This is a genomic window from Spirulina sp. CCY15215, assembly GCF_016888125.1.
GTDB lineage: Bacteria > Cyanobacteriota > Cyanobacteriia > Cyanobacteriales > Spirulinaceae > CCY15215.
In genome coordinates this window covers 1-23199 of record NZ_JACSWA010000535.1, presented here as the reverse complement: position 1 = coordinate 23199, position 23199 = coordinate 1, and the positions used below count along the sequence as shown (strand labels likewise).

Sequence of the window (23199 nt, the reverse complement as noted above, 5' to 3'; positions counted from 1 at the left end):
GAGAATGCGATCGCCCCAGCATCAAAGTTAGCAAATGGAGCAAGAATTCCCCCACTCTCTTTTGAGTCCCCCCGTTAACTTGATCGGGTTAACGGGGGAGAACGTCACTACAAGCAATTGAACGGTACGGTAAGGTAGTTTATAATAGAAGCAATGAAGGAATTTTTAAACGCGCTATAAGCTAAACTTTGGCACGTTTGAAGGCTTCGTCTAGGACTTCTGAGAGGGTGGGATGGGTGTGAACATTGAAAGCGAGATCTTGTACTGCTTGACGTTGCGCGATCGCGTTAGCAGCTTCTTGAATCAGATCGGCGGCGTGTAAGCCAATAATATGCACTCCCAGTAATTCTCCCGTATCTTGGCGATAAATAATCTTGGCGATGCCGTCGGTTTCTCCTTCTGCTAATGCCTTGGAATTGCCCTTAAAATAGGTTCTGGCGGTGGCAATGGCAAAACCTTCTTTTTCACCTAATTCCTTGGCTTGGGGTTCGCTTAAGCCCACATAGCTGATTTCCGGATGGGTAAAGGCGGCGGCTGGTATACTGCGATAGTCGATAGTGCGATCGTTGCCGCAAATATTTTCAACTGCAATAATCCCTTGGGCAGATGCGGCATGAGCTAACATCATTTTACCCGTAGCATCCCCGATCGCCCACAGATGCGGCACTGGTTGCCCATCTTTTAGCACTTCCATTTTATCATTAACTTCAATAAAGCCCCGACGGTTGGTTTCTAAGGCGATGGTTTCTAAACCGAGGTTTTTGGTGGCGGGAATGCGTCCGGTGGCCACTAAACAAGCATCGACCTCTAAAATATCAATGGTTTCCTTGGTTTTTGCGTCGGCGAGTTCGATAATGACGGGATATCCGGGGGTAACTTTTTTGGCTAAGGTGCTGCTATAAGTCTCAATATCGCGGGGTTTGAGGAGAACTCTTTCGGCAATTGTGGCAATATCGGGATCGAAGCCTGGCATTAAGACATCTAACGCCTCGATCATGGTGATTTCGCAGCCTAACGCTGAGTAAATATCGGAGAATTCTAAGCCAATATAGCCGCTTCCCACAATAGCCACCCAATCGGGTAAATAGTCTAATTTAATCGCATCATCGCTGGTAAATACCGTATCTCCGTCGATTTCGATGCCGGGGGGGACAAAGGGAATTGAGCCGGTAGAGAGGATGATATTTTTAGCGGTGAGAAATCTTTCTTCGTTGTCGGTTTTGACGGAAACTTTTTGTTCTCCGGCAATTTTTCCCCAACCGCGAATGGTTTCGACTTTGAGACGGGTCAAACTATTGGTGAGATCACCGCGAATTTTGTCAACGAGGTTAGTTGCGTGGTCGGCGATCGCTTGACGGTCAAAACCTACGCTTCCCAGTTGAATACCCATTTCTTGCAGGTGTTGGCTGTTATGAAATTCTCGCACTTTTCCGGAGGCTGCGAGAAGTGCTTTTGAAGGGATACAGCCCCGGTTGACACAGGTTCCACCCATATCTGCGGCTTCGATGATGGCGGTTTTCAGTCCCAGTTTGACGGCGTGCAGGGCGGCTCCGTGACCGCCGACTCCTGCTCCAATAATCACTAAGTCGTAGTCAAAACTCATTTTTTCAATGAACAGTTATCAATCTATGATTATCAATCAATAATGGGGAATTATCAATGCTTGTTAAGCCAATGGGTAATGGGTTGGGGCATGATCATGGGTGTTGGGTCGATTTGACTCCCTACAGATCAAAAATATCTCGATTGAATCTCGCGTTTGAGTTGAAATACCGCCTAATCTCACAATCGATCCGCCAAGCGCTGTCTCATACAAAAAATCTCTTAAAATGAATTAGGGTTGGCGATAATGATTGCTTTAACTTCATCAACTGTAATATATTCTCGCTCCGATTTACTGTAAATTGTCAACAGTAAAATACTGATTTCTGACTCTTGTAAATAAATCAAACGATATCCCGCACTTTTTCCTTTTTTGATGTTACTGTTTTTGACTCTAACTTTGTACAAAAATAAATCTTCACCAAATCCGGATAAGCGATCGCCGATAAAATTTCCATTTTGTAATTCTGTAAGAAGAGATTGAGTATCAAAACGAATATTGCGATACTTCTTAGACAATTCTTTGAGTCTCTTTTTATATTCAGGAGTCAAATCAATATTGACAGGAGAGGATTTCTTCTGCATCAATTCCCTCCCACATTTGGTCTAAAGGAATTCTTTTTCCTTCTTTTGCTTCCCTTAATGCTTGTCTCAAACTTGCTTTAATTTCCTCTACTGGTGTATCGTCGGACTCGAGATCGGGTTCATTGGGGACAATAACAATAACTTTAACTTGACAAGGAATAGAAATATCTGTAGCAATTGCCAAGCGATCGCGCAAAACTAACTCTCCATTTTCATTGACTGTGCCTATCACTTCAAAGGCTTGCATGGCTCAATTCCTCTCATTTTCAATTTAACTTTATCTTAACAATTTCTTCTGGCTAAATGGCGATCGCATTTTGAAAAACTATCCCCATTATCTCAAAGCCTTGCCTCTCCTTCAAGCGTGACCTAAAGCTAACCCAACAACTAGCATTCCCAACACTAAAAAGGGTTGTGCGCTGGCTTGATACTTAACATCATTCTTTAAAGGATCGCGCAAGAAATACATATCTTGAAACACGATTTGAGGAATCACTAACAGGATCACAAGAGTTGCATAAAGATTCTGATGAATACTAACTAAATATCCCGCTACTCCGGCTTGAAAAGTATCAATCATGATGACACAGATCCAAGCTGCAGTTGTGATTCCAAACATTACCGGAAGGGACTGTAAACCTAACTCGCGATCGCCTTCCACGCTCTTAAAATCATTCACCACCGCAATACCTAAACCTGCCAAACTATAGAATAGGGTCAAAATAATCAGCGTGACATTTAATTCCCCAAATAAAGCATGACCTGCCCACCAAGGCAAAGCAATATAGCTCGATCCGAGGGCATAATTTCCCAGCCAACCATTTTTCTTTAATTTGAGAGGAGGTGCAGAATAAATATAAGCAATAAATGCCCCAAATGCTGTCAAACAAAGCATGATAGGAAAATCGTGACCCGCCCAAACATCTAAAAAGTAGGATAAACCCAATCCAGCGAAGAGTAAAACAAGAATTTGGGTTACTACTTGAGACACAGAAATAGCCCCCGAAGGAATGGGGCGATAGGGTTCGTTAATGGCATCGATTTCGCGATCGTAAAAATCGTTTAGGGTTTGGGTATAACCTGCCATTAACGGTCCCGATAAAAGCATACAAGTTAACGCCACCAAGAAGTCATTGATACCCCAAGTATAGCCCCCGGAAGAGGCCGCCCCACAAACTACACCCCAAATTAAAGGAATCCATGTAATCGGTTTCATTAACTGCAAGCGGATCTTCCAAATATTGGTTTCTCCTGATGCAGCCCCCTTCATGCCTAAAAGTTGGCGGGTTTTAGAAGTTTCTGTACTTTGTTCTGGGTTTTGTGTCACTTTGTTTTACTCCTAAGCGATCGCCTAGAGGGAAAGAATTAAATAATTGTCTTGAAACTTGGCACCTTTTACCGGTTGTCCCGTTAAGGGAGGAGGCAAAATAATATTACGACGACGATCGCCAGCTTCAATGGTAATTTCCGTGCCGTATTGGGTCAATTTAACCTGTTTTTTGTCAAATCCAGGTAAAAAGACCTTGACTTGGCGGTTGTTCGTATCTATCTGCAAAGGTTTAGGAATATCTCCCACCTCACGAATATTGGGGAGTGCGGCGGCGATCGCCTCTAAATCTTTGCTTTGAGGAAGTTCTGTGTAAGATAGGGGGGAAAATTCTGCTGTTAATTGGCGATCGGCACCTTCTCGATTCCAGAATACACCCCCGACATTCACCCCCGCTAACTGGGCGCTACCCCATAAATATTTAGCCGTGGCGATCGCAATGGGATCGTTATTAGTCACCAAATAGGCGATCGCCCGCTTGGGATCGGAAACCGCATCAATTCCTTCCTCTAATAGGGTTTTCGTCTCATTAAGAGGTTGTTCCGCAAAATTTTCCAAGGACCAGGAAACATTAAAAATTGCCGCAGTGATGGGCTGTATGAAGGGAGAGAGGGCTTTCCCCAAATCTGACTCTAAAATTAATTCCCGGAAGCGACGGATATACCAATTGGTATTTTCCGGTACACCGAGGGCGCTAATTAAGGCCAGATCCGCCGTCCCATCATAGACGATCACATCGAACTTCTGGCTGGCATTATAATTACGAATTTCGTAAAGACCAAGGGCGCTTTCAAAGCCAGGAAATGTCCCTAATTCTTGTCCGTAAATGTTTTTCAAGGTTGAGAAACGCAAATATTTGGCTTCCATTTCCTTGATTTCTTCCCAACCCTTCGCCAATAAAAAGGGGGTGTCAAACTGCACCGCCCAAAAATTGGGGGCAATTTCCTCGGGTTCGACTCCCACCGATCGCCCCAACAATAAGCCAAAAGCCGGGCTGGGGTCTTGGGTGGCCAGAAGAACGCGATCGCCATTTTTAGCAAGTCTTTTGGCGGCGGCGATCGCCACGGTGGTGCAACCGACTCCGCCCTTGCCCAAAAAAGTTATCAGGTGAGCCATTACAATGTTTTAAACTATTTGTAAACTGTTCCTAAACTGTTTTGAGTTCATCTTCAAAGAACCAACTGGCACTGTTGTCGGCAAATTCGACAATCAGGCCTACGCCGCTACCATCAGTCATTTTATAGCCGGTAATCGTACCAACTGCGCCGAGTTTCTTAGCAATATCTTGACCGACGCGATCGCGAATCCGACAGATTTTAACTTTTGTCCCGATTTCCATTCCGACTCTAACCTCAGTTTGCTGTAAAAATTTTGACCACTACACAGTTTACGGGAAAAGGGAGAAGAGGGGAAGAAGTAAAGCGTAACCCGTAAAGAACCTACCTAATCTTACCTCTTACCTCCTGCCTCTTGACTCTTGCCTCTTAACTGTTTATTGTTGACTGTTGACCGTTTATAGTAAGTTCATGGCTCTTTCCCTTCCTGGCAATGCAACTTGGGAAGATTTTCGCCGCTATTGGGATTTAGTTTACGTCCTGTCAGCACGGCATTTGAAGGTACGATACCGAGGCTCTTTCTTAGGGATTTATTGGTCGGTTTTGAATCCCTTGGTCATGACGGGGTTGTATGCCGCCATTTTTGGTAATATTTTTGCTACCTACTACGATAATTCTTTATTAAACTATATGCTTGCTGCCTTTACAGGGCTAACGGTTATTAATTTATATTCCACGGCAACAATCCAAAGTGTTAATATTGTCGTTTGGGGAAGTCCTCTCTTAAATAAAATTCGTCTTCCCGTCAGCGTATTTCCCGTCTCGATGGTCATGGCAAATATGTTTCAATTTATTGCAGGAGTGGTTCCTGTCCTGGCGATCGTCACCCTTTTTACCTCCAAAAATCCCCTCAATGTTTTATTGCTCGTGTTTCCGATTCTCTCAATGTTTTTGTTATGTGTAGGTGTTGCTTTCTTGGTCAGCGCACTCTATGTTTTTTTCCGGGATCTACCTAATTTTTATGAGGTAATTGTTTTTGTTTTAGGATTGAGTACGCCAATTTTTTATCCTCCTACTATTGTTCCCCCTAATTTACGTCAATTTCTAGTTTTCAATCCTCTCTATCCTATTTTGGAGAGCCTGCGAGATATTGCCATTTCAGGGACTCTTCCCGCACCCTACCCCATTGTGCATTCTTTGCTCAATGGAGTGTTAGTGTTGAGTGTAGGCTGGTTGTGTTTTCAACGGTGGCGATCGCAGTTTATGGACCTTCTGTAATCGATGGAGTTAATTCGTTTAGATAATGTGTCGCTGTTACGACGGACCCAGGAGGAGTTTTCTTACGACCTGAAAAGGACGTTTTTTTCTATGTTAGAAGGAAATTATCGCAAACCTGTTCGGCGCTTGGTTTTGGATAGTATCAATCTGACTGTGAATGCTCATGAAAAAGTAGGAATTGTCGGTGCAAATGGGTCAGGAAAATCGACGCTCTTAAAGTTGATGTGCGGTATTTTAGAACCAACTAAAGGTAAAGTTAGGGTACAAGGCAGCATCGCCCCCTTGTTGGAGCTAGAAGCAGGATTTGATAAGGATATTTCTGTTTATGATAATATTATTCTCTATGGGGTTTTATTGGGTTTTTCCCGTGCGGAAATGAAACAAAGGGCAAGAGAAATTTTAGAATTTGCCGAAATAGAAGAGTTTAAATTACTGCCGGTGAAAGGACTTTCCTCGGGCATGAAAGCACGTTTGGGGTTTGCGATCGCTACCGACGTACAGCCAGATATTCTCATTCTCGATGAAGTTTTATCCGTTGGAGACGAGCATTTTAAGATGAAATGCAAAAAGCGCATCGATAGTTTTTGGCAGGGAAATGCAACTATTTTAGTAGTATCTCACGATTTAGATTTTATTCGCCAATATTGCGAGCGGGTGATTTGGTTGGATCGTGGTAAATTAATGTTTGCAGGAGAACCCCAAGAGACAGTCAGCAAATATTTAAAATATAGTACCTAGCCGCGATCGCATTCTCTTAGTTTTACGCGATAATAAACCCACAATTCCTTTTCCGAATACCAGAAAAAGGAACTCATTGACAATTCGCCCTCAATTGCTCATGATAAGAATACATTGATAAGTTTAGAAGATAAGTTTAGAAGTTTTGTAAAATAAGGAGAACGCGATCGCGGATTTACCCACGAACAATAGTTCAACTAATTCAAAAGTTCTATCTTTCTTCATGCTATCTTTCTTCATGCTATCTTTCTCCATGCTATCTTTCTCCATGCTATCTTTCTCCATGCTATCTTTCTCCATGTAAACAAATCAATAAGTCTTATAAGTAATTATTGATCGCAAAAGGGCAAATCGACCATGACGACGATGACAATTAATATCATTACCATTGTTGCAGAAGTTAGTTTAGTTCTTATCTTTTTCTTTCTCGTTGATTGGAGCTTTAGCAAACTCTATCGACAAATTTTCAAAATCCCGATACTGGAAAAAAGGAAAAGCAGTGCTTCCGCAATTCGTCGCAATGTACGCGGTTTTCTTTTTCTGATTAGTTTTCTAGTTTCTTTGGGTATCGTTGGTATTAATAGTTTTCTGATCTATCGCGGTGAAAATATTCGCGATTATAGCTTAGAACTCATTCGCAAAATTCCCACAGAATTTTGGATTTCTCTGGGTTTAGGAGTGGTCAAAAGTATTGGAGCAATTATTGTTACAAGTATTGCTTTACGAATTTTTAATAATGGATTGGATAGTGTATCAAAATACGCTCAAAAATTTGACGGAATTGCTGATAATGATGACAGCGTTGCCGACTTTTTTAATGCCTTTAAAAAGAACATTAATAGTGCATCTTGGATTGCGATCGCCATTCTTTGCGCTCAATTTCTGATTCTACCTGCTGTTGTTACTAAATACTTATATATTTTACTGCGAATTTATATAATTATTGCTATCGGCTTGCTAATTTTTAAAATTGTTGCAGTCATCATTGATAGCCTTGACGGTCTTAGTGTTAAATATTCTAACCCAGACAATATCTTACGATTTTACGAACAACTCCGACATCTAGTTTCATTTCTCAAGCGTTGTTTGGAATATATTATTTATATTATCATGGCAACATTGGTTATTCAACAGATTGATTTTGTTGCTGGTTTATCGAACTGGGGACCCGTTGGAATTAAATTAATTGCGATCGTTCTTCTAAGTCGCATCTTAATCTCAGTTATTTATTTATCGGTTGAAGAATTACTGCTCAATTCCCAAGATTTAACCCCCACTCAACAACAACGCCGCGAAACAATAACACCTCTCGTCCAAAGTATTTCCAAATATTTTGTTTATTTCGGATCGGGAGTTTTTATGCTCGATACCATTGGAGTGGATCCAGCCCCTATCTTAGCAGGTGCAGGGATATTGGGGTTAGCCGTCGGTTTTGGGGCGCAAAATTTAGTTAATGATATTGTTTCCGGTTTCTTTATTCTCTTTGAAAACTATTATTTAGTGGGGGATTACATTGAAACAGAAGAAGCATCGGGATATGTAGAAGCGATCGAATTGAGGACGACACGCCTTCGCCATCATCACGGACAAGTCCATATTTTACGCAATGGGGATATTACCTCGATTACCAACTACTCAAAAGAGTTTGTTTATGCTGCGGTTGATATTGGGGTCGATTATAATACCAATCTCGATCGCCTTTACGAAATTATTGAGGCGATCGGTTATCAACTCCAAGAAGAAAATGAAGATGTTCTCGAACCCACGCATTTTGAGGGAATTGAGGAATTTGGCGATATTCGTATTGTTATTCATACCAAAACTAAAGTCAAACCAGGGCAACATTTACAAATCCAACGTATTTTAAGGAAACGCTACAAAGAAGAATTCGACCGTGAAGGGATATATATTCCTGTGAGTGAAATGGCAGATAAACCCGACTGGGCAGTTAAACTTGAAAAAGAAGAAAGAAACCAAATTGCCAGAAATGCTAAACAAGAACGACCAAAAATTGTTAAACCTCAACCCCCCAAATCAAATCAACCTCCCCAGTCAAATCAACTAATGAATACAGATACTCAAGTGCAAACGCCCAAAGAAACAACTAAGAAAAAGAGAAGATTTTGGCAGTTTTAGTTATCGTTTATCGTGTTTGTCAAATCATACCTTGATTAGGGGATAAAGAAAAATCGAGATTTTTCTGGCAAAAGAGGTCAGTCAAAATGGGAAAAACTGCGATCGCGAGGTAAGCTAAATCTTAGCAGGCAAACAAACAGACAGATTAAGACCGCGAACAATGAAATCATTATTAGTCCGTTGGACAGCAAGTTTAGGTATTTCTTTCGGCATTCTCCTCGGTATGGGAAGCCAAAATTTCACCGCTTATGCGTTACCTGACGGTGATGTTGAGCGCATTCTTTCCCCTATCCCGGTTTTTATGGTAACGGACGCAGAAGGAAAACCTTTAACCGCATCGAGTCAAGAAGGAGAACAAGTTGCGGGAGTCTTCATCAGCCGTAGTGACGCTCAATCATTTATCACCAATCTCGGTACAAACAATCCCGATCTAGCACGCCAACTGCAAGTTTCACCCCTCCCCCTCATTCAAATTGTCCGACAGGCTCGAGCGCAAAGTTCAGTTCAGTTTGAGTTTGTCTCGATGCGAGGACAAGTTGAAGCTGCACAACAGGTTCAACAAGATTTTCAAGGTACACCTCTTTTTGCGGCCAAGGCCGAATCAACGGGAGGCTATCTGAGTATTACCGTTAACGATCGCCAAGTGATTCCCTTCTTTTTTGAGAAACAAAAACTTGATGCCCTTGTCAACCGCTTTACCCAACAAAATCCTAACCAAGCCAATAGCATCAGGGTTCAAGTGATCCCTTTAGAGGCGGTTATCGACACTTTAGCCAATTCCGAGGAAGAAGGATTGAAGCAAATTATACTTGTTTTATCCGATGAATCTTTACAATACGTGCGATCGCTGCAGCAACAAACCCCTTAAGGATCGCGCGATCGCGAAAGAGTGGGTATATGAGGCATTGCAGTTGCCACATTTCCTAACTTGTTAAACTGATATATAGGCAAACTCTTGGTGAATTTAAGGATTGAAGACTATGTGGATATTTGGTGTGATTGCGATCGTGGTTTATGGGGCTGGGATTTGGAAATTCTGGAAAGGATACAAACAAACCAACTTCCAGCCAGGCTTCACAAATCGCGTCGCCTTATCGTTACTTTGGCCAGTTTTATTAATTACGAACAAATCCTATCGGCAAAATTTTCAGAAAGCATTAAAGGGACGTTAAGGGATTGCTCAAAACCCTGAAAAAGGTGTGGATAATTGGGGGAACGAGTGAAAGTCGCGAGATTGTCACCTTGTTAGTCTCTCGTAGCATTCCCTGTTTGGTCACGGTGACGACGGAGGCCGCGCGATCGCTTTATCCCCCCAGTCCAAGGCTCGATATTCGCACAGGACGCTTAACCCCCGATCGACTCAAGGAATTTTTGTGCCGGGAAACAATTGCTGCTGTGGTGGATGCTTCCCACCCCTATGCCAGCAGTATTTCTCACCATGCGATCGCCATAAGCGCTCAATTTAAGATTCCCTATTTACGCTATGAACGTCCAGTCTTGGCAACAGAAGGGGAAATATTGGTCGAGAGTTTCCAGGAATTGCTGGCTGGGGATTATCTGTGCGATCGCCGCGTCTTGCTGACGGTGGGATGTAAAACTTTACCTCTTTTTCAACCTTGGCACGATCGCGCCACTCTTTTTGCCCGCGTCCTTCCTGTTGTAAACTCATTAGAAGTGGCGATCGCGGCTGGATTTTCCCCGCATCGACTCATTGCCCTGCGTCCTCCCCTTTCTGGGGAACTTGAGGAGGCACTTTGGAGACAGTGGCACATCGATTTGGTTGTGACCAAGGCATCGGGACGAGAAGGAGGAGAGGAGATTAAGCGATCCGTTGCTGCTAAATTGGGAATTCCTTTACTGGTTGTTGCGCGACCTTCCGTAAGTTATCCCCAACAAACTGCAAATTTAGAAGATGTTTTCGCGTTTTGCGATCGGCATTTAAAATAGTTCACTTGAGGAGAAAAACAATGGTAGATTCCCTAACCCCAGAAGTTAGCGATCGCATTTGCAAGCACATGAATAAAGATCATAGCGATGCGATCGTCTTATATGCCCGCGTTTTTGGCAAGACTCCGGAAGCCACTAGCGCCCAAATGCTGGCGATCGATGCGGAAGGTATGAATTTAACGGTACAAGCCAATGGGACAGATATCCCCATGCGGATCTCTTTCGACCATACTTTAGTAGATGCTAAAGATGCTCATCATACTCTTGTGAGCATGATCGAACAAACTAAATAAACTTAATAATGGTGACATAATCCCCCGATCGCTATTCATTGTTGTAAATCTATAATTGATTTGCACAAATTCCCGCACCTAATAAGCCAACTTGTGGATTTAAAATGACATGAATAGGAACATTATTTAAAATGGGACTGACGCGACCTTTTGTGTTAAAAGCCGTCATAAACTTGCCTTCTTGTAATACGGGGAGAATTTTCGCCGCAATTCCCCCTGCAATATATAATCCCCCATAAGGTAATAATTTTAAAGCCAAATTGCCCGCTTCTGCCCCATAAGCATCGATAAATAAATCCAATGTTTCCTTGCATAAGCGATCGCCTTTTTCCGTGGCTCCTCGCGAAACAATTGCGCCAATATCAGCATCTTTTTGCGCGATCGCCCTACCAATTTCCAGCGACTCGGGAATCTCTCCCAAAGACTTTAAAAACTCATAAATAGCAGCAATTCCCATACCAGAAACGACCCTTTCTACAGATACCCGCTTCAACTCTCTTACTTCGTGAAAATATTTTAGTAACTTAAACTCTCGTTCATTGCGAGGGGCAAAATCCGCGTGTCCTCCCTCCGAGGCAAACACCCGATATCCCGTTTCTTGAGGAATCACAAACCCCTCTCCCAGACCAGTACCCGCGCCAATAATCGCAATCGGTGCCGTCTTATCCGCCGGAACATCCTGTAAACTGTGAATATCCTCCAGTTTTAATCCGAAAACCCCATAGCCGATCGCGGCAAAATCATTAATTAAACTCACTTTTATGATACCGAGTTCCTTCTCCAAACGCCGTCCATCTAATACCCAACTCAAATTAGTGAGAGTACAGCGATCATCTGCCACCGGACCCGCGATCGCAAAACAGGCCTTCTCTGGGTGTAATTCCTGACCTACTTCCTTTGTAGCCATTGCGAGAAATTGTTGCGCGATCGGCACGAGATCGGCAAAATCTTGACTGAGATACTTTGCCTCAAAAATAGGGTTAAGTCCCTTCTCTGTCAATTCTACGGCTTGTAAAATCGTCTTCGTGCCGCCAATATCGCCTGCTAGGAGTAATGTCATCAGCCTTCTTCTTGGTTTTGCTGCTTATCAATCTATAATGATAGCTTATAACCGTTCCTTTTTGTCTAAATTTTCTTCAGATTTAAGTATGATTATAAAATTATCTTGTCGCTCACTAAGCGGAAAGTTGTTGAAATCTCCCAGAGTGACAAAACAGGGGTAGAGTTATCAATGGTCAATGTTTGTGTAAGTCCAGTTAAAGTGGTTAAAATAGAAACGACAGCAAAATAATTTATTTCTCCCCATGTGATATGATTAACCTCACCCAAAGGCAGAAAAACTCACTCTCAACTTCTCCCCCAAGAAGAGACTTACCCACCATGTACGATCTGCCGAGTGAAGAAGTAGGAGAATCCGGTTTGCCCGACCAGTATCACCCCATCCAAGCCGAACTTTTAGAGCAAACATTTCAACTCCGTACTTACCCATTAGAGCGGGTTTTTTCGGCAATGGATTTGAATATTTATTACGATGAAAATAACACGCGGCGATATAAACGTCCGGATTGGTTTGGGGTTGTTGGAGTGTCCCGATTGTACGAAGAACGGGATTTACGATTGAGTTACGTCGTCTGGCAAGAAGGAGTCAATCCGTTTATTGTTGTTGAGTTATTGTCCCCCAGCACCCAAGCCCAAGATTTAGGGCAGGTGGAAGCCGATCCCGACGGGAATCCGACAAAATGGCAGGTTTACGAGCAAATTTTGCAAGTCCCGTACTATGTTGTTTACGACCGCCAACAGGATGCTTTTCGGGTGTTTCATTTAGAAAACAATTGCTATCAAGAATTAGAAATAAGTAATAATCGCTTGTGGTTAGAAGAATTGGAGTTGGGATTGGGATTATGGCAAGGAATTCATAAAGGAATCGATCGCTTATGGTTGCGCTTTTACGATACTTCAGGAGATTGGATTCCCACTTCAGAAGAACGAGCCGATCGCGAACGACAAAGAGCCGATCGCTTCAGAAACTTGCTCATTGAAAATGGCATTGACCCCGATGGGATTGAGGAATTTTAGGGGTTGACGGATATCGAGATCGACGATAACGATCCGGGTGCTTAAAACAGCAGGACAGGGTTCTCCTGCCAAAAATTGACTCAGATCGAGGACGGGGACGATCCGACCCTGATAGTTAAAACGTCCGGCGATCGCGGGCTGCGTGCCGTGATATTTGATGAGGTCAACTTTGGGAATCACCTCAACAACAAGGGTCGTATCGAGGGCATAACGTTCTTTACCAACCCGAAAAAGAAGCATTAACATGACGAAAAACTACGCGCTTTTATTTCTAGAATACCCAATCCAACTAGGGTATTATGTTGAGAGGTTTCGATGAGGACAGATGAATGCAAAAAGGACGACCCATTCAAACATTCCTAACCATTAGTACGAGTATCGCGATCGCCGCGATTCTCGGTTCGGGTTTCATATTGGCACAAAAACAGGGGGCATTCGCTCGCATTGAACAGTGGATCGCCGAGCAGAACCTTCTCCCTGTGGGTAAAATTGCCCCCAAACCCGCCGACGATCGCTCTTCTGTCCTCCCCCTCGTCCTCCTCTCTTCCGAAGCCCGTGCCGTCCAATTAGATGAAATTGCCTTGAGCGATCGCCCTTCCATCGAACGCAGTCGCGCCCGCTACTTACTGGCGATCGATCACCTCGCTCAATTGGAAGGGGGTAAAGCCCTGCGTTTATTGAACGATCTTGAAGATGAATATCCTCTCCTTGCCCCCTATATCCTCCTCAAACGGGCGAGAGCTTACGAATTGACCAATGAACTCGATCGCTCAAAAACAACCCTAGAGAGCCTGATTGAGACCTATCCTGATTCCCTCGCAGTGGCTGAGGCATACTACCATTTGACCGAATACGATCCCCAATACGGCGATCGCGCCATTGCCGAATATCCCCAACACCCCCTCACCCATGAAATTGTTCGTAAAGGGTTGGAGGGCAAACTAGATCAGCCCAAATTGCTGCTCTTTTTGGCCAAAAATACCCCCGATGCCCCTGGTATGACGGATATTCGCGATTACTTGGTGAAAAATTATCGCGATCGCCTCACCCCAGAGGAATGGGAAGCGATCGCCGATGGCTATTGGGAACAGTGGGAATATGGCAAGGCGGGTAGTGCTTACGCCAAAGCCCCAAACACTTCAGAAAACCTCTATCGCACCGCCCGAGGGCGAGATTTGGGGAACAGTAAAGCGGAAGCCAAAATTAGCTATCAACAACTCGTGGAAGAGTTCCCCCAAGCAGAAGAAACCGGACTCGCACTCCTCCACTTGGCGCGACTTTCCGATCCCCAAGAGGCCTTGCAATACCTCGATCGCACTATCCAAAATTACCGCGATCGCGCCCCGGATGCCCTCCTCGAAAAAGCGAAACTCCTCGAAAAACAGAGGAATGGCAAAGCAGCAAGTGAAGCCAAACAACTGATCCTCAATCAATATCCCCAGTCCGAAGCCGCCGCCCGCTACCGTTGGGAAACCGCGCAGAATTATGCCAAAAAAGGAGAATATATTCAAGCATGGAAATGGGCGCACCCTATTGCTGCCAACAATTCCAACAGTAATTTAGCCCCCAAAGCGTCCTTTTGGGTGGGAAAATGGGCGACTCGTCTCAACCGCCCTGAAGATGCACAAGCTGCCTATAAATACGTCCTAGCCAAACATCCTGAATCCTATTATGCTTGGCGATCTGCGGCTCTTTTGGGTTGGGATGTGGGCAGTTTTACCACTGTGCGAGATAAACAACCGGAGGTTGTCCCTCCGCAATTTCGTCCCCCTCCTCCTGCGGGATCGGAACTCTTCCAAGAACTCTATCAACTCGGTCAAGATGAGGATGCTTGGACCCTTTGGCAAGCGGAATTTGGCAACCGACAAGACCCCAGTGTTGCAGAACAATTTACGGAAGGATTATTACTACAAACTACTGGGGATTATTTGAAAGGTATTAATTTAATTTGGAGTTTAAAAGAGCGAGAAAAACCAGAGGAAAGGGAGGAATGGTTGGCACTGCGTCAAACGCCGCAATATTGGCAGGCATTATTTCCTTTTCCCTACAATGACACAATTATAAAATGGTCAAAGGAACATAAAATTAATCCGATGTTGGTGGTTTCTTTGATTCGCCAAGAGTCGCGTTTTGAGCCAGAAATTCGCTCTTCGGCGGGGGCAACTGGGTTAATGCAAGTGATGCCGGAAACGGGAAAATGGATTGCCGAAAAGATCGCTTTGAAGGACTATTCTTTGATCGATCCAGAAGATAATATTTCCTTGGGAACGTGGTTTTTAAATTATACTCATGAAGAATATAAAAATAATTCCATGTTGGCGATCGCCAGTTATAATGCGGGTCCGGGTAATGTAAGCGGCTGGGTTAAAAAGTTTGGCTTTAACGACTCTGATGAATTTGTTGAAAAAATTCCCTTTGGCGAAACCAAAAATTATGTAGAATCTGTCTTTAGTAATTATTGGAATTACTTACGCATTTATAACCCAGAAGTATCTAAATTAATTAATAATTAATTAATTTAGATACTAATTCAGGTTGAAGGCAACATTGTTGTGGTCAACCAAAAATCTTCAATTTTACGCACGACCTCAAATAAATGCTGAAGATTGGCAGATTTATTTAAGTAACAATTTGCGTGAAGATCGTAACTGGTTAATATATCATCCTCTCTTTTAGAGCTTGTTAAAATGAGTACGGGAATATGTTTGAGGTTAGGATCGGCTTTAATTTCTGCCAAGACTTCATGGCCATTTTTCTTGGGTAAATTTAAGTCGAGGAGAATGATATCGGGACGGGGTACGCTGGTATAATCTCGTTCTTGTCGTAGATAAGCGATCGCTTCTACCCCATCATTGACACTCATCATTTGATGGGTTCCCCCATTTTCCTTAAAAGCCTCTTTAATAAGGCGCACATGGGCGATATTATCTTCAACTAGCAATATATTGCGATTGGTCATCTCAATTTTTTAAAATCGGGATTGTAAATAAATGTTTCTCTCTACTTTACATGGTTTGCTTTATATTTCGCAACAGTAAAAAGGGAAACAATCCACAGTTTGTATATAAGTGTAAACACCGAGGAAAAACCGATCGCAATAACAAGGGAAAACTACCGACAAATTCCTACAAGGCGATCGCGTCCCAGATATTCCCATGCTAATCCCGCCCCGATCGGTCACAATAGGAAACGATGCCGTTAGGGAGTCTGAATTTTAAGGAATGACTGTACCAGTACAAGAAAAACCCAAACAAGATGATGTTTTATTGGGACAATCTCTAGCGCAATTGACGGAATGGGTGCGATCGCAGGGTCAGCCTCCCTATCGCGGGAAGCAGCTTCATCAATGGTTATACCAAAAAGGGGCGCGATCGCTTGTTGATATTACTGTCTTTCCCAAACAGTGGCGAGAGGAACTCAAGGGGGTTAAAATTGGGCGATCGCAGATCCATCATAAAAGTATCGCCCCAGATCAAACCCGTAAATATCTCTTGCGTCTGGAAGATGATGCGATCGTAGAAACTGTTGGTATTCCCACGGAAAAACGCCTCACGGTGTGCGTTTCTTCCCAAGTTGGCTGTCCCATGACCTGCGATTTTTGCGCCACGGGAAAAGGCGAATTTCTCCGCAGTCTGAAAGCATGGGAAATTGTCGATCAGGTTCTGACAGTACAGGAGGATTTTCAACAGAGGGTTTCTAATGTCGTCTTTATGGGCATGGGAGAACCTTTATTAAACTTAGAAGAAGTGGTGGCTTCGGTCAAAACTTTGAATGAAGATGTGGGGATCGGTCAGCGATCGCTGGTTATTTCTACGGTAGGAGTTCCCCATCGCATTCGCCAACTCGCGGAACACCATTTACAAATTACTTTTGCGGTAAGTCTCCATGCACCTAACCAAAAATTAAGAACCCAATTAATTCCCAGTGCTAACCACTATTCCCTTGAAAAACTTATGGCAGATTGTCGTAAATATGTCAATATGACGGGTCGGCGAGTTACTTTTGAATATATTCTGCTTGCGGGAGTGAATGATGATCCTCAACAGGCGATCGAATTAGCAAAATTGATTCAAGGATTGCAAAGTCATGTTAATTTAATCCCCTACAATCCCATTTCTGAAGCAGATTATCAACGTCCGAATACCCACAGCATCCAACAGTTTAAACATACCCTCGAACAGTATAAAATAGCGGTTAGCATTCGCTATTCTCGAGGTTTAGAAGCTGATGCGGCCTGCGGACAACTCAGGGCTTCAACTGTTACTCCAGAACTGACACATTCGGAGGTAAAGTGAAAGCATTAATTCTCTCGGGTGGAAAAGGAACTCGCTTGCGTCCCTTAACTTATACAGGAGCAAAACAACTCGTACCTGTTGCCAATAAGCCGATTTTATGGTATGGAATTGAGGCGATCGCGGCGGCGGGAATTAACGAGATCGGTATTGTTATTAGTCCAGAAACGGGAGAAGAAGTCAAGGCAAAAACGGGAAATGGGAGTCGTTTTGGTGTTAAGATAACTTATATTCTGCAAGAAGAACCCGCAGGACTGGCTCATGCTGTTAAAGTTTCTCAAAGTTTTCTCCAGGATTCTCCTTTTGTTTTATATTTGGGGGATAATTTGATTCGCGATCGCCTACAAGAATTTCTCGCTAAGTTTCAACAACAACAATTAAATGGATTAATTTTACTACACGAAGTTAAAAATCCGAGTGCTTTTGGAGTCGCAAAGATGGACGATCGCGGCAGACTTTTACAGTTAATCGAAAAGCCGAAAGATCCACAGTCTAATTTAGCGTTAGTTGGGGTTTATTTTTTCGATCGCACTATTCATCAGGCGATCGCAGAAATTAAGTCTTCCCCGCGAGGAGAATTAGAAATTACTGACGCGATCCAAACTTTAATCGATCGACAGTATAATGTTCAAGCAATGCAATTATCGGGATGGTGGTTGGATACAGGGAAAAAAGACGATCTCCTTGAAGCAAATCACATTGTTTTAGATGATTTTCTAGAAACAAAAATTGCTGGTAATCTAGACTCAGATTCTCAGATCTATGGGCGCGTTGAAGTGGGGAAAGGAACGCAATTAATTAATTGTACCATACGCGGTCCCGCGATCGTTGGCGAAAATTGTCACCTAGAAAATTGTTTTATCGGTCCTTATAGTAGTATTGCTGATAATGTTACGCTTATCGATACAGATATCGATCATAGTGTTATTTTATCCGGTGCTAAAATTGTTAATATTCACCAACGTATTGTGGATAGTTTAATTGGACAACGCGCCCAATTAATTCTGGCTTCTAAGCGCCCAAAAGCTATTCGTTTTATGATTGGAGATGATTGTAAGATTGAGTTAATGTCTTAAAATAATGGTAAAATAATGAACAAAATAATGAACAAAAATATTTATTTAGTAGTTGTTAATTACAATTCAACTGATTTAATTGAGCGACTTATCAAATCCTGTGGGTCTATTTCAAACATTTTTTGTCAATTTGTTATTATTAATAATTCTCCCGAAGATGATACTATTAAAACATTAGAATCCGAGAAAGTATTCGTTTTAGAAACAGAGAAAAATATTGGTTTTGGCAATGGCTGTAATGTGGGTTTAAACTGGATTTGGAAGCGCGATCGCAATGCAATTGTCTGGCTGATTAATCCTGACACAATCTTACCTAAAAATACTTTAGAACAAGTAGAACCATTTTTCTCTCAATATGCCCATATCTCTATTTTAGGTACCGTGATTTATACTCCAGAAGAAAAGATTTGGTTTGCAGGAGGAAAATTTATCCCCAGTCGTGGTGCTATTATTGAAGAAAATTTAATCGATCGCGCTTCTGAAGAACCTTATGTTATTTGTGATTGGATTAGTGGCTGTAGCTTATTAATTAATTTTGAGAAGTTTTCTATTTGTCCCCAATTCGATCCGCAATATTTTCTCTATTATGAAGACTTTGATTTTTGTCAGCGTTATCGTCAAGAAGGACATCAAATTGCAATTACCGATCGCATGGCGATCGTGCATTATCCTTCCTCAATTACAAATCGCAATATCCAGAAAAAGTTAGAACATAGCACCTATAGTTACCTTTTAACTTTAAACAAATATGCCCCTCTTTCTATTTTTCTTTTTCGCTTTTTTCGCGTGTTCATTTATGGACTTATTTTATTACCCATTAAACCGCAAATTAGTTTGGGGAAATTAATGGGAATTTCTCGCTATTTGAGACAATTACTATAAACTATCGAGGAATTCATCAAGATTCACATTCCCTTGACGTAATGCACTTTTAAGAGTTGCTGGAGAAAGTTCTGATTTCAGGGGGATTGTACAATTTAGATGTCTTTTCAGAATAACATGATCCCCTGTTTGCCGATCGCGTGCAAACCCTAACTTCATTAAAGCACTAACTGCACGATCTCCAGAAATGCCTGTTAATTCAGATAGACGGATCGCATTCGATTTATTATCAATTACCTCATCATTTATAACGATATCATTCTCAGAATTATCTGACGCGATCGCCTTTTTTAGATGCCAAATCTGTGCTTTTGCCGATATTAACTCTTGAGTCAGATCATTCTTTTCTTGTAGCAAATTTTCATTTTCAGCAATAGCATAGTCGATCGTCGGAATATCTTCTTTGTGTTTTAAAACTTTTTGAGTTTGTGCTAATTCTTGCGCTAATTCTTGTTGTTGCTGTATTTGTTCCGATAATTGCACTTGATAATTGGCGATCGCATTTTCCCATTCTTGGAGATCGCCAGTTAAACGCTTCTGCAACTCTAGATTATCTTGTTTTTGTTCCTGCCAAAAACTTTCCATAACGTGAAGGCGATCGCGTAATATTGTCCCGTCACGCTTTCTTTGATACTGGAAATATTCCCCTAAACTCCAAAAAGTGATACTCATTCCCAGCCAACTAACTAAAGTTACGCTAGAAAAATGCGATCGCCTCTCTTTTCCTTCCGCGCGATCGGCTGATTGTAACACTATCAGCCCAAAACTACCACAGATCGCCCCTGCGATCGCCAACCGCATCAAACTAGCAATAATAGCGCTAAAGCGAGGAATTTTCTGACTTGCACTTTGCGATTTTCTCATCGATCGGAACAAATGCAGGCTTAATGTTCTCGATATTATTATACCAGTCTATGGGTGCTGTTAAGGTGAATCGATAAAAATACTAATATGTAAAAGGCGATCGCGCACCAATTACTAAAAGAGATAAAACCAATTTAAGATTCCATCCACAATGTCACCCCCAAACAGAAACCGGGAAGGAGAAAAAAAGCAGAGAAAATATAAACAAAAGCCCAAATTTTTTGCTGACAAGCCACCTTTGCCAACATTTTTGCTCCGAAAAGCGGAATATTTCTTAAAAAAGGAAGACCATAAATCAGAATCACTCCGATCGCATTGTAAAGTAAATGCACCAAAGCAATTTCTAAAGCTGGTAACTGATTTGTAGTGACTGCTGTTGCTGCAATTGTCGCAGTAATGCAAGTACCAATATTTGCCCCTAACGTAAAAGGATAAACCTGTTCTAACGTTAAAAATCCCGTCCCAGCTAAAGGGACAATTAAACTCGTCGTTGTAGAAGAAGATTGCACAAAAATCGTCACTAGCATACCAGAAAAAATTCCTTTTAATGCTCCCGATCCGATCGCCCCTTCTAACATTTCCTTAGCTTTTCCCACCAACAACTCTTTTAAGAGTTTGCCCAAATAGAAAATGGCAAGAAAAATCGCCACAATACCGAAAATAATTAAGATTATCCCATTAAAAGGATCGGGAAATGAATTGGCGATCGCGGCTAAAATCCCTTCAACGGGAGACGTGACAGCAGCAATTAAATTAAATTTCTCCGCATCCATCGCAATTTCTCCAACCAAGAAACCCCCCAAGATTCGCGCCATTTTCTCAAAAAAGTGAGTAAAAATCTCCAACGGTAGAAAGATAGCCACCGCAATAAAATTAAAGAAATCGTGAATTGTCGCCGCCGCAAATGCCCGTTGAAACTCCTCCTTCTCGCGAATGTGACCCAAACTAACAAGAGTATTGGTAATTGTCGTGCCAATATTAGACCCCATAATCATCGGCACCGCCAGAGAAACAGGCAAACCCCCCGCCACCAACCCCACGATAATTGATGTAACTGTACTAGAAGATTGAATTAAAGCCGTCGCCAACATCCCCACAATTAATCCCGCAAAAGGATTAGTCGCAAAGGCAAACAAATCTATTGCCCTCTCTCCTGCCACTGCCTGAAACCCCGCCCCGATCGCCCCTACCGCCACGAGAAGCAAATAAACCAAGGCGATCGCCCCCAGCCAATAATGAAGGCGAGATGGGGCTGCGATCGCCCTCTGAGTCTTTTCAATTGTTTCGCTCATAATTTGGTCATTGAGAAATCTTGCTTTAGTTGTCTTTTTTCTTTCAATCTTAAACAATTTTTAATATTTATTGTGCCTTAAATTACGTTTTTTCTGGCAAATATCAGCACGACAATTAATATTTAATTTCTTCTTTATATGATAATTTCAAAGATCGAGCTAAGATAGACAAGATTGACAAATTTTAGAAGTAAAACTTCCAATTGTTAACAATTCAGAATTCTTACATAGAGGACTTATAGAGGACTTATGACGAAACGAACCTTTGGTGTTATCGGTTTGGCAGTAATGGGAGAAAACTTGGCTCTGAATGTAGAAAGTCGAGGTTTTCCCATTGCAGTTTATAACCGAACCGAAAGCAAAACAAAAGCATTTATGGAAACGCGGGCCCAAGGAAAAGACGTAAAAGCGGCTTATTCCCTTGAAGAATTCGTGAAATTACTCGAACCTCCCCGCAAAGTTTTAGTCATGGTAAAAGCAGGTAAACCTGTTGATGCTGTTATCCAACAATTAAAACCTCTCCTCGAAAAAGGAGACATGATTATTGACGGCGGAAATTCCCTTTATGATGATACCGAACGACGCACCCAAGAATTAGAAGCCACTGGACTTGGATTTGTGGGGATGGGTGTTAGTGGAGGTGAAGAAGGTGCCTTAAAAGGTCCTAGTTTGATGCCAGGAGGAACAGAAGCAGCTTATAAAGAACTTGAACCCATTCTAACTAAAATTGCTGCCCAAGTTGATGATGGTCCTTGCGTTACTTTCATCGGACCCGGAGGCGCAGGTCACTATGTTAAAATGGTTCACAATGGCATTGAATACGGCGATATGCAGTTAATTGCCGAAGCCTACGATCTCCTAAAATCTTGTTTGGGATTGAGCAATCAAGAACTCCATGAAATCTTTGCTGAATGGAATACCACAGATGAGTTAAACTCCTTCTTGATTGAAATTACAGCAGATATTTTCAAATATGTCGATAAAGAGTCCAATACTCATTTACTCGATTTCATTCTTGATGCGGCGGGACAAAAAGGGACGGGACGCTGGACGGTGGTGAGTGCGTTAGAATTAGGGGTAGCTATTCCCACAATTTTTGCCGCAGTCAATGCCCGTATCATGTCTTCTTATAAGGAGGAACGAGTTGCAGCATCCCAAGAAATTACGGCTACTACAACTCCTTTTACTGGCGATAAGAAAGAGTTTATCAACAAAGTAAAAGATGCTTTGTATTGTTCCAAAATGTGTTCCTATGCTCAAGGAATGGCTTTATTAAGGAAGGCTTCTGAGGAGAAAGGCTACAATCTCAATTTGGCTGAAGATGCTCGCATTTGGAAAGGGGGCTGTATCATTCAAGCGGGTTTTCTTGATAAAATCAAGAATGCTTTCACTGAAAATCCCAACTTACCCAATTTACTCTTGGCACCAGAATTCAAACAAAGTATTCTCGATCGCCAGCAAGCATGGCGAGATGTGTTAGTTGTCGCCAATAGTACCGGGATCGCCGTACCCGCATTTAGTGCTTCTTTGGATTACTTTGACAGCTATCGCCGCGATCGCCTCCCGCAAAATCTCACTCAAGCGCAACGAGATTATTTTGGGGCGCATACCTACGAACGGGTTGATAAGCCTCGCGGAGAATCTTTCCATACAGAATGGGTCAGGAACCTCAGCCTAAAGGCGTGAGGCTTGAAAGAGAAATCTGACAAGCCATTCTGACCAGACTAAGTACCCAGCGTACTACGTTATTTGGGTC

The 23199-nt window shown here is 42.4% G+C and carries 24 protein-coding genes and 1 pseudogene; 13 read left to right on the top strand and 12 right to left on the bottom strand.

Annotated elements, in window-relative coordinates; all coding sequences use genetic code 11:
• Nucleotides 1-181 precede the first annotated feature (181 nt).
• The 6 genes from lpdA to JUI58_RS18575 form a co-directional block, all read right to left on the bottom strand.
• Nucleotides 182-1603 carry a dihydrolipoyl dehydrogenase gene (gene lpdA / locus JUI58_RS18600; protein ID WP_204105306.1) on the bottom strand — a complete coding sequence of 474 codons (1422 nt, stop codon included), beginning with the start codon at nucleotides 1601-1603 and terminating at the stop codon, nucleotides 182-184.
• A 221-nt stretch (nucleotides 1604-1824) separates the two neighbouring features.
• Nucleotides 1825-2187 (bottom strand): type II toxin-antitoxin system RelE/ParE family toxin, encoded by a 363-nt coding sequence (locus JUI58_RS18595; protein WP_204105305.1) that lies wholly within the window; start codon nucleotides 2185-2187, stop codon nucleotides 1825-1827.
• Nucleotides 2156-2434, bottom strand: a complete 279-nt coding sequence (locus tag JUI58_RS18590; protein ID WP_204105304.1) for a hypothetical protein — start codon at nucleotides 2432-2434, stop codon at nucleotides 2156-2158. The genes JUI58_RS18595 and JUI58_RS18590 overlap by 32 nt, the downstream gene beginning before the upstream one ends.
• 111 nt (nucleotides 2435-2545) lie before the next feature.
• Complete coding sequence (chlG, locus tag JUI58_RS18585; RefSeq protein ID WP_348539922.1) at nucleotides 2546-3514, bottom strand: chlorophyll synthase ChlG; 969 nt, start codon at nucleotides 3512-3514, stop codon at nucleotides 2546-2548.
• Nucleotides 3515-3538: 24 nt separating this feature from the next.
• Nucleotides 3539-4630 carry an ArsA family ATPase gene (locus tag JUI58_RS18580; RefSeq protein WP_204105303.1) on the bottom strand — a complete coding sequence of 364 codons (1092 nt, stop codon included), beginning with the start codon at nucleotides 4628-4630 and terminating at the stop codon, nucleotides 3539-3541.
• A 31-nt stretch (nucleotides 4631-4661) separates the two neighbouring features.
• On the bottom strand, nucleotides 4662-4853 hold the full coding sequence (locus JUI58_RS18575) for a DUF2862 domain-containing protein (protein ID WP_204105302.1): 192 nt from the start codon (nucleotides 4851-4853) through the stop codon (nucleotides 4662-4664).
• Between the two features lie 187 nt (nucleotides 4854-5040).
• Between JUI58_RS18575 and JUI58_RS18570 the strand changes: the two genes are divergently transcribed.
• Together JUI58_RS18570 and JUI58_RS18565 are read left to right on the top strand one after the other, a co-directional pair.
• Nucleotides 5041-5847 (top strand): ABC transporter permease, encoded by an 807-nt coding sequence (locus JUI58_RS18570; protein ID WP_204105301.1) that lies wholly within the window; start codon nucleotides 5041-5043, stop codon nucleotides 5845-5847.
• Nucleotides 5848-5850: 3 nt separating this feature from the next.
• Nucleotides 5851-6585, top strand: a complete 735-nt coding sequence (locus tag JUI58_RS18565) for an ABC transporter ATP-binding protein (RefSeq protein WP_204105300.1) — start codon at nucleotides 5851-5853, stop codon at nucleotides 6583-6585.
• A gap of 123 nt (nucleotides 6586-6708) precedes the next feature.
• Here JUI58_RS18565 and JUI58_RS18560 read toward each other — a convergent pair.
• A pseudogene (locus JUI58_RS18560) lies at nucleotides 6709-6885 on the bottom strand (hypothetical protein); the annotation flags it as partial.
• Between the two features lie 57 nt (nucleotides 6886-6942).
• Here JUI58_RS18560 and JUI58_RS18555 point away from each other — a divergent pair.
• The 5 genes from JUI58_RS18555 (at nucleotide 6943) to JUI58_RS18535 (ending at nucleotide 10961) form a co-directional block, all read left to right on the top strand.
• Complete coding sequence (locus tag JUI58_RS18555; RefSeq protein WP_204105298.1) at nucleotides 6943-8721, top strand: mechanosensitive ion channel family protein; 1779 nt, start codon at nucleotides 6943-6945, stop codon at nucleotides 8719-8721.
• A 160-nt stretch (nucleotides 8722-8881) separates the two neighbouring features.
• A complete protein-coding gene (locus tag JUI58_RS18550) occupies nucleotides 8882-9589 on the top strand; it encodes a Tic22 family protein (RefSeq protein ID WP_204105297.1) in 708 nt (235 codons plus the stop codon).
• A gap of 112 nt (nucleotides 9590-9701) precedes the next feature.
• The gene (locus tag JUI58_RS18545; RefSeq protein ID WP_204105296.1) at nucleotides 9702-9893 is read left to right on the top strand and encodes a hypothetical protein; all 192 of its coding nucleotides are present in this window, start codon (nucleotides 9702-9704) and stop codon (nucleotides 9891-9893) included.
• Between the two features lie 4 nt (nucleotides 9894-9897).
• The gene (locus JUI58_RS18540; protein WP_204105295.1) at nucleotides 9898-10668 is read left to right on the top strand and encodes a cobalt-precorrin-6A reductase; all 771 of its coding nucleotides are present in this window, start codon (nucleotides 9898-9900) and stop codon (nucleotides 10666-10668) included.
• Nucleotides 10669-10688: 20 nt separating this feature from the next.
• Entirely contained in the window at nucleotides 10689-10961 is a 273-nt protein-coding gene (locus JUI58_RS18535; RefSeq protein ID WP_204105294.1) for a DUF2470 domain-containing protein, read from the top strand.
• A 49-nt stretch (nucleotides 10962-11010) separates the two neighbouring features.
• On the opposite strand, the gene JUI58_RS18530 is transcribed toward JUI58_RS18535, so the two are convergent.
• Nucleotides 11011-12021 (bottom strand): glucokinase, encoded by a 1011-nt coding sequence (locus JUI58_RS18530; RefSeq protein WP_204105293.1) that lies wholly within the window; start codon nucleotides 12019-12021, stop codon nucleotides 11011-11013.
• A gap of 320 nt (nucleotides 12022-12341) precedes the next feature.
• Between JUI58_RS18530 and JUI58_RS18525 the strand changes: the two genes are divergently transcribed.
• A complete protein-coding gene (locus tag JUI58_RS18525) occupies nucleotides 12342-13037 on the top strand; it encodes a Uma2 family endonuclease (RefSeq protein WP_204105332.1) in 696 nt (231 codons plus the stop codon).
• On the opposite strand, the gene JUI58_RS18520 is transcribed toward JUI58_RS18525, so the two are convergent.
• The gene (locus JUI58_RS18520) at nucleotides 12939-13283 is read right to left on the bottom strand and encodes a chemotaxis protein CheW (protein WP_204105292.1); all 345 of its coding nucleotides are present in this window, start codon (nucleotides 13281-13283) and stop codon (nucleotides 12939-12941) included. The two genes, JUI58_RS18525 and JUI58_RS18520, sit on opposite strands and share 99 nt — an antisense overlap.
• Before the next feature lie 83 nt (nucleotides 13284-13366).
• Between JUI58_RS18520 and JUI58_RS18515 the strand changes: the two genes are divergently transcribed.
• On the top strand, nucleotides 13367-15550 hold the full coding sequence (locus JUI58_RS18515) for a transglycosylase SLT domain-containing protein (RefSeq protein ID WP_204105291.1): 2184 nt from the start codon (nucleotides 13367-13369) through the stop codon (nucleotides 15548-15550).
• A 17-nt stretch (nucleotides 15551-15567) separates the two neighbouring features.
• On the opposite strand, the gene JUI58_RS18510 is transcribed toward JUI58_RS18515, so the two are convergent.
• Nucleotides 15568-15996, bottom strand: a complete 429-nt coding sequence (locus JUI58_RS18510) for a response regulator (RefSeq protein WP_204105290.1) — start codon at nucleotides 15994-15996, stop codon at nucleotides 15568-15570.
• A gap of 262 nt (nucleotides 15997-16258) precedes the next feature.
• Between JUI58_RS18510 and rlmN the strand changes: the two genes are divergently transcribed.
• The 3 genes from rlmN to JUI58_RS18495 are packed head-to-tail and all read left to right on the top strand — an operon-like array spanning nucleotide 16259 to nucleotide 19287.
• Nucleotides 16259-17332, top strand: coding sequence for a 23S rRNA (adenine(2503)-C(2))-methyltransferase RlmN (gene rlmN, locus JUI58_RS18505; protein ID WP_204105289.1), 1074 nt, complete (start codon nucleotides 16259-16261; stop codon nucleotides 17330-17332).
• Nucleotides 17329-18405, top strand: coding sequence for a glucose-1-phosphate thymidylyltransferase (locus tag JUI58_RS18500; RefSeq protein WP_204105288.1), 1077 nt, complete (start codon nucleotides 17329-17331; stop codon nucleotides 18403-18405). The genes rlmN and JUI58_RS18500 overlap by 4 nt, the downstream gene beginning before the upstream one ends.
• A 27-nt stretch (nucleotides 18406-18432) precedes the next feature.
• Nucleotides 18433-19287 (top strand): glycosyltransferase family 2 protein, encoded by an 855-nt coding sequence (locus JUI58_RS18495; RefSeq protein ID WP_204105287.1) that lies wholly within the window; start codon nucleotides 18433-18435, stop codon nucleotides 19285-19287.
• Here the strand turns inward: JUI58_RS18495 and JUI58_RS18490 are convergent.
• A complete protein-coding gene (locus tag JUI58_RS18490) occupies nucleotides 19282-20151 on the bottom strand; it encodes a type II toxin-antitoxin system HicA family toxin (protein ID WP_204105286.1) in 870 nt (289 codons plus the stop codon). The genes JUI58_RS18495 and JUI58_RS18490 overlap by 6 nt on opposite strands.
• A 134-nt stretch (nucleotides 20152-20285) precedes the next feature.
• Nucleotides 20286-21443 carry a Na/Pi symporter gene (locus tag JUI58_RS18485; protein WP_204105285.1) on the bottom strand — a complete coding sequence of 386 codons (1158 nt, stop codon included), beginning with the start codon at nucleotides 21441-21443 and terminating at the stop codon, nucleotides 20286-20288.
• Nucleotides 21444-21692: 249 nt separating this feature from the next.
• Between JUI58_RS18485 and gnd the strand changes: the two genes are divergently transcribed.
• Nucleotides 21693-23129, top strand: a complete 1437-nt coding sequence (gnd, locus tag JUI58_RS18480; RefSeq protein ID WP_204105284.1) for a decarboxylating NADP(+)-dependent phosphogluconate dehydrogenase — start codon at nucleotides 21693-21695, stop codon at nucleotides 23127-23129.
• Nucleotides 23130-23199 lie beyond the last annotated feature (70 nt).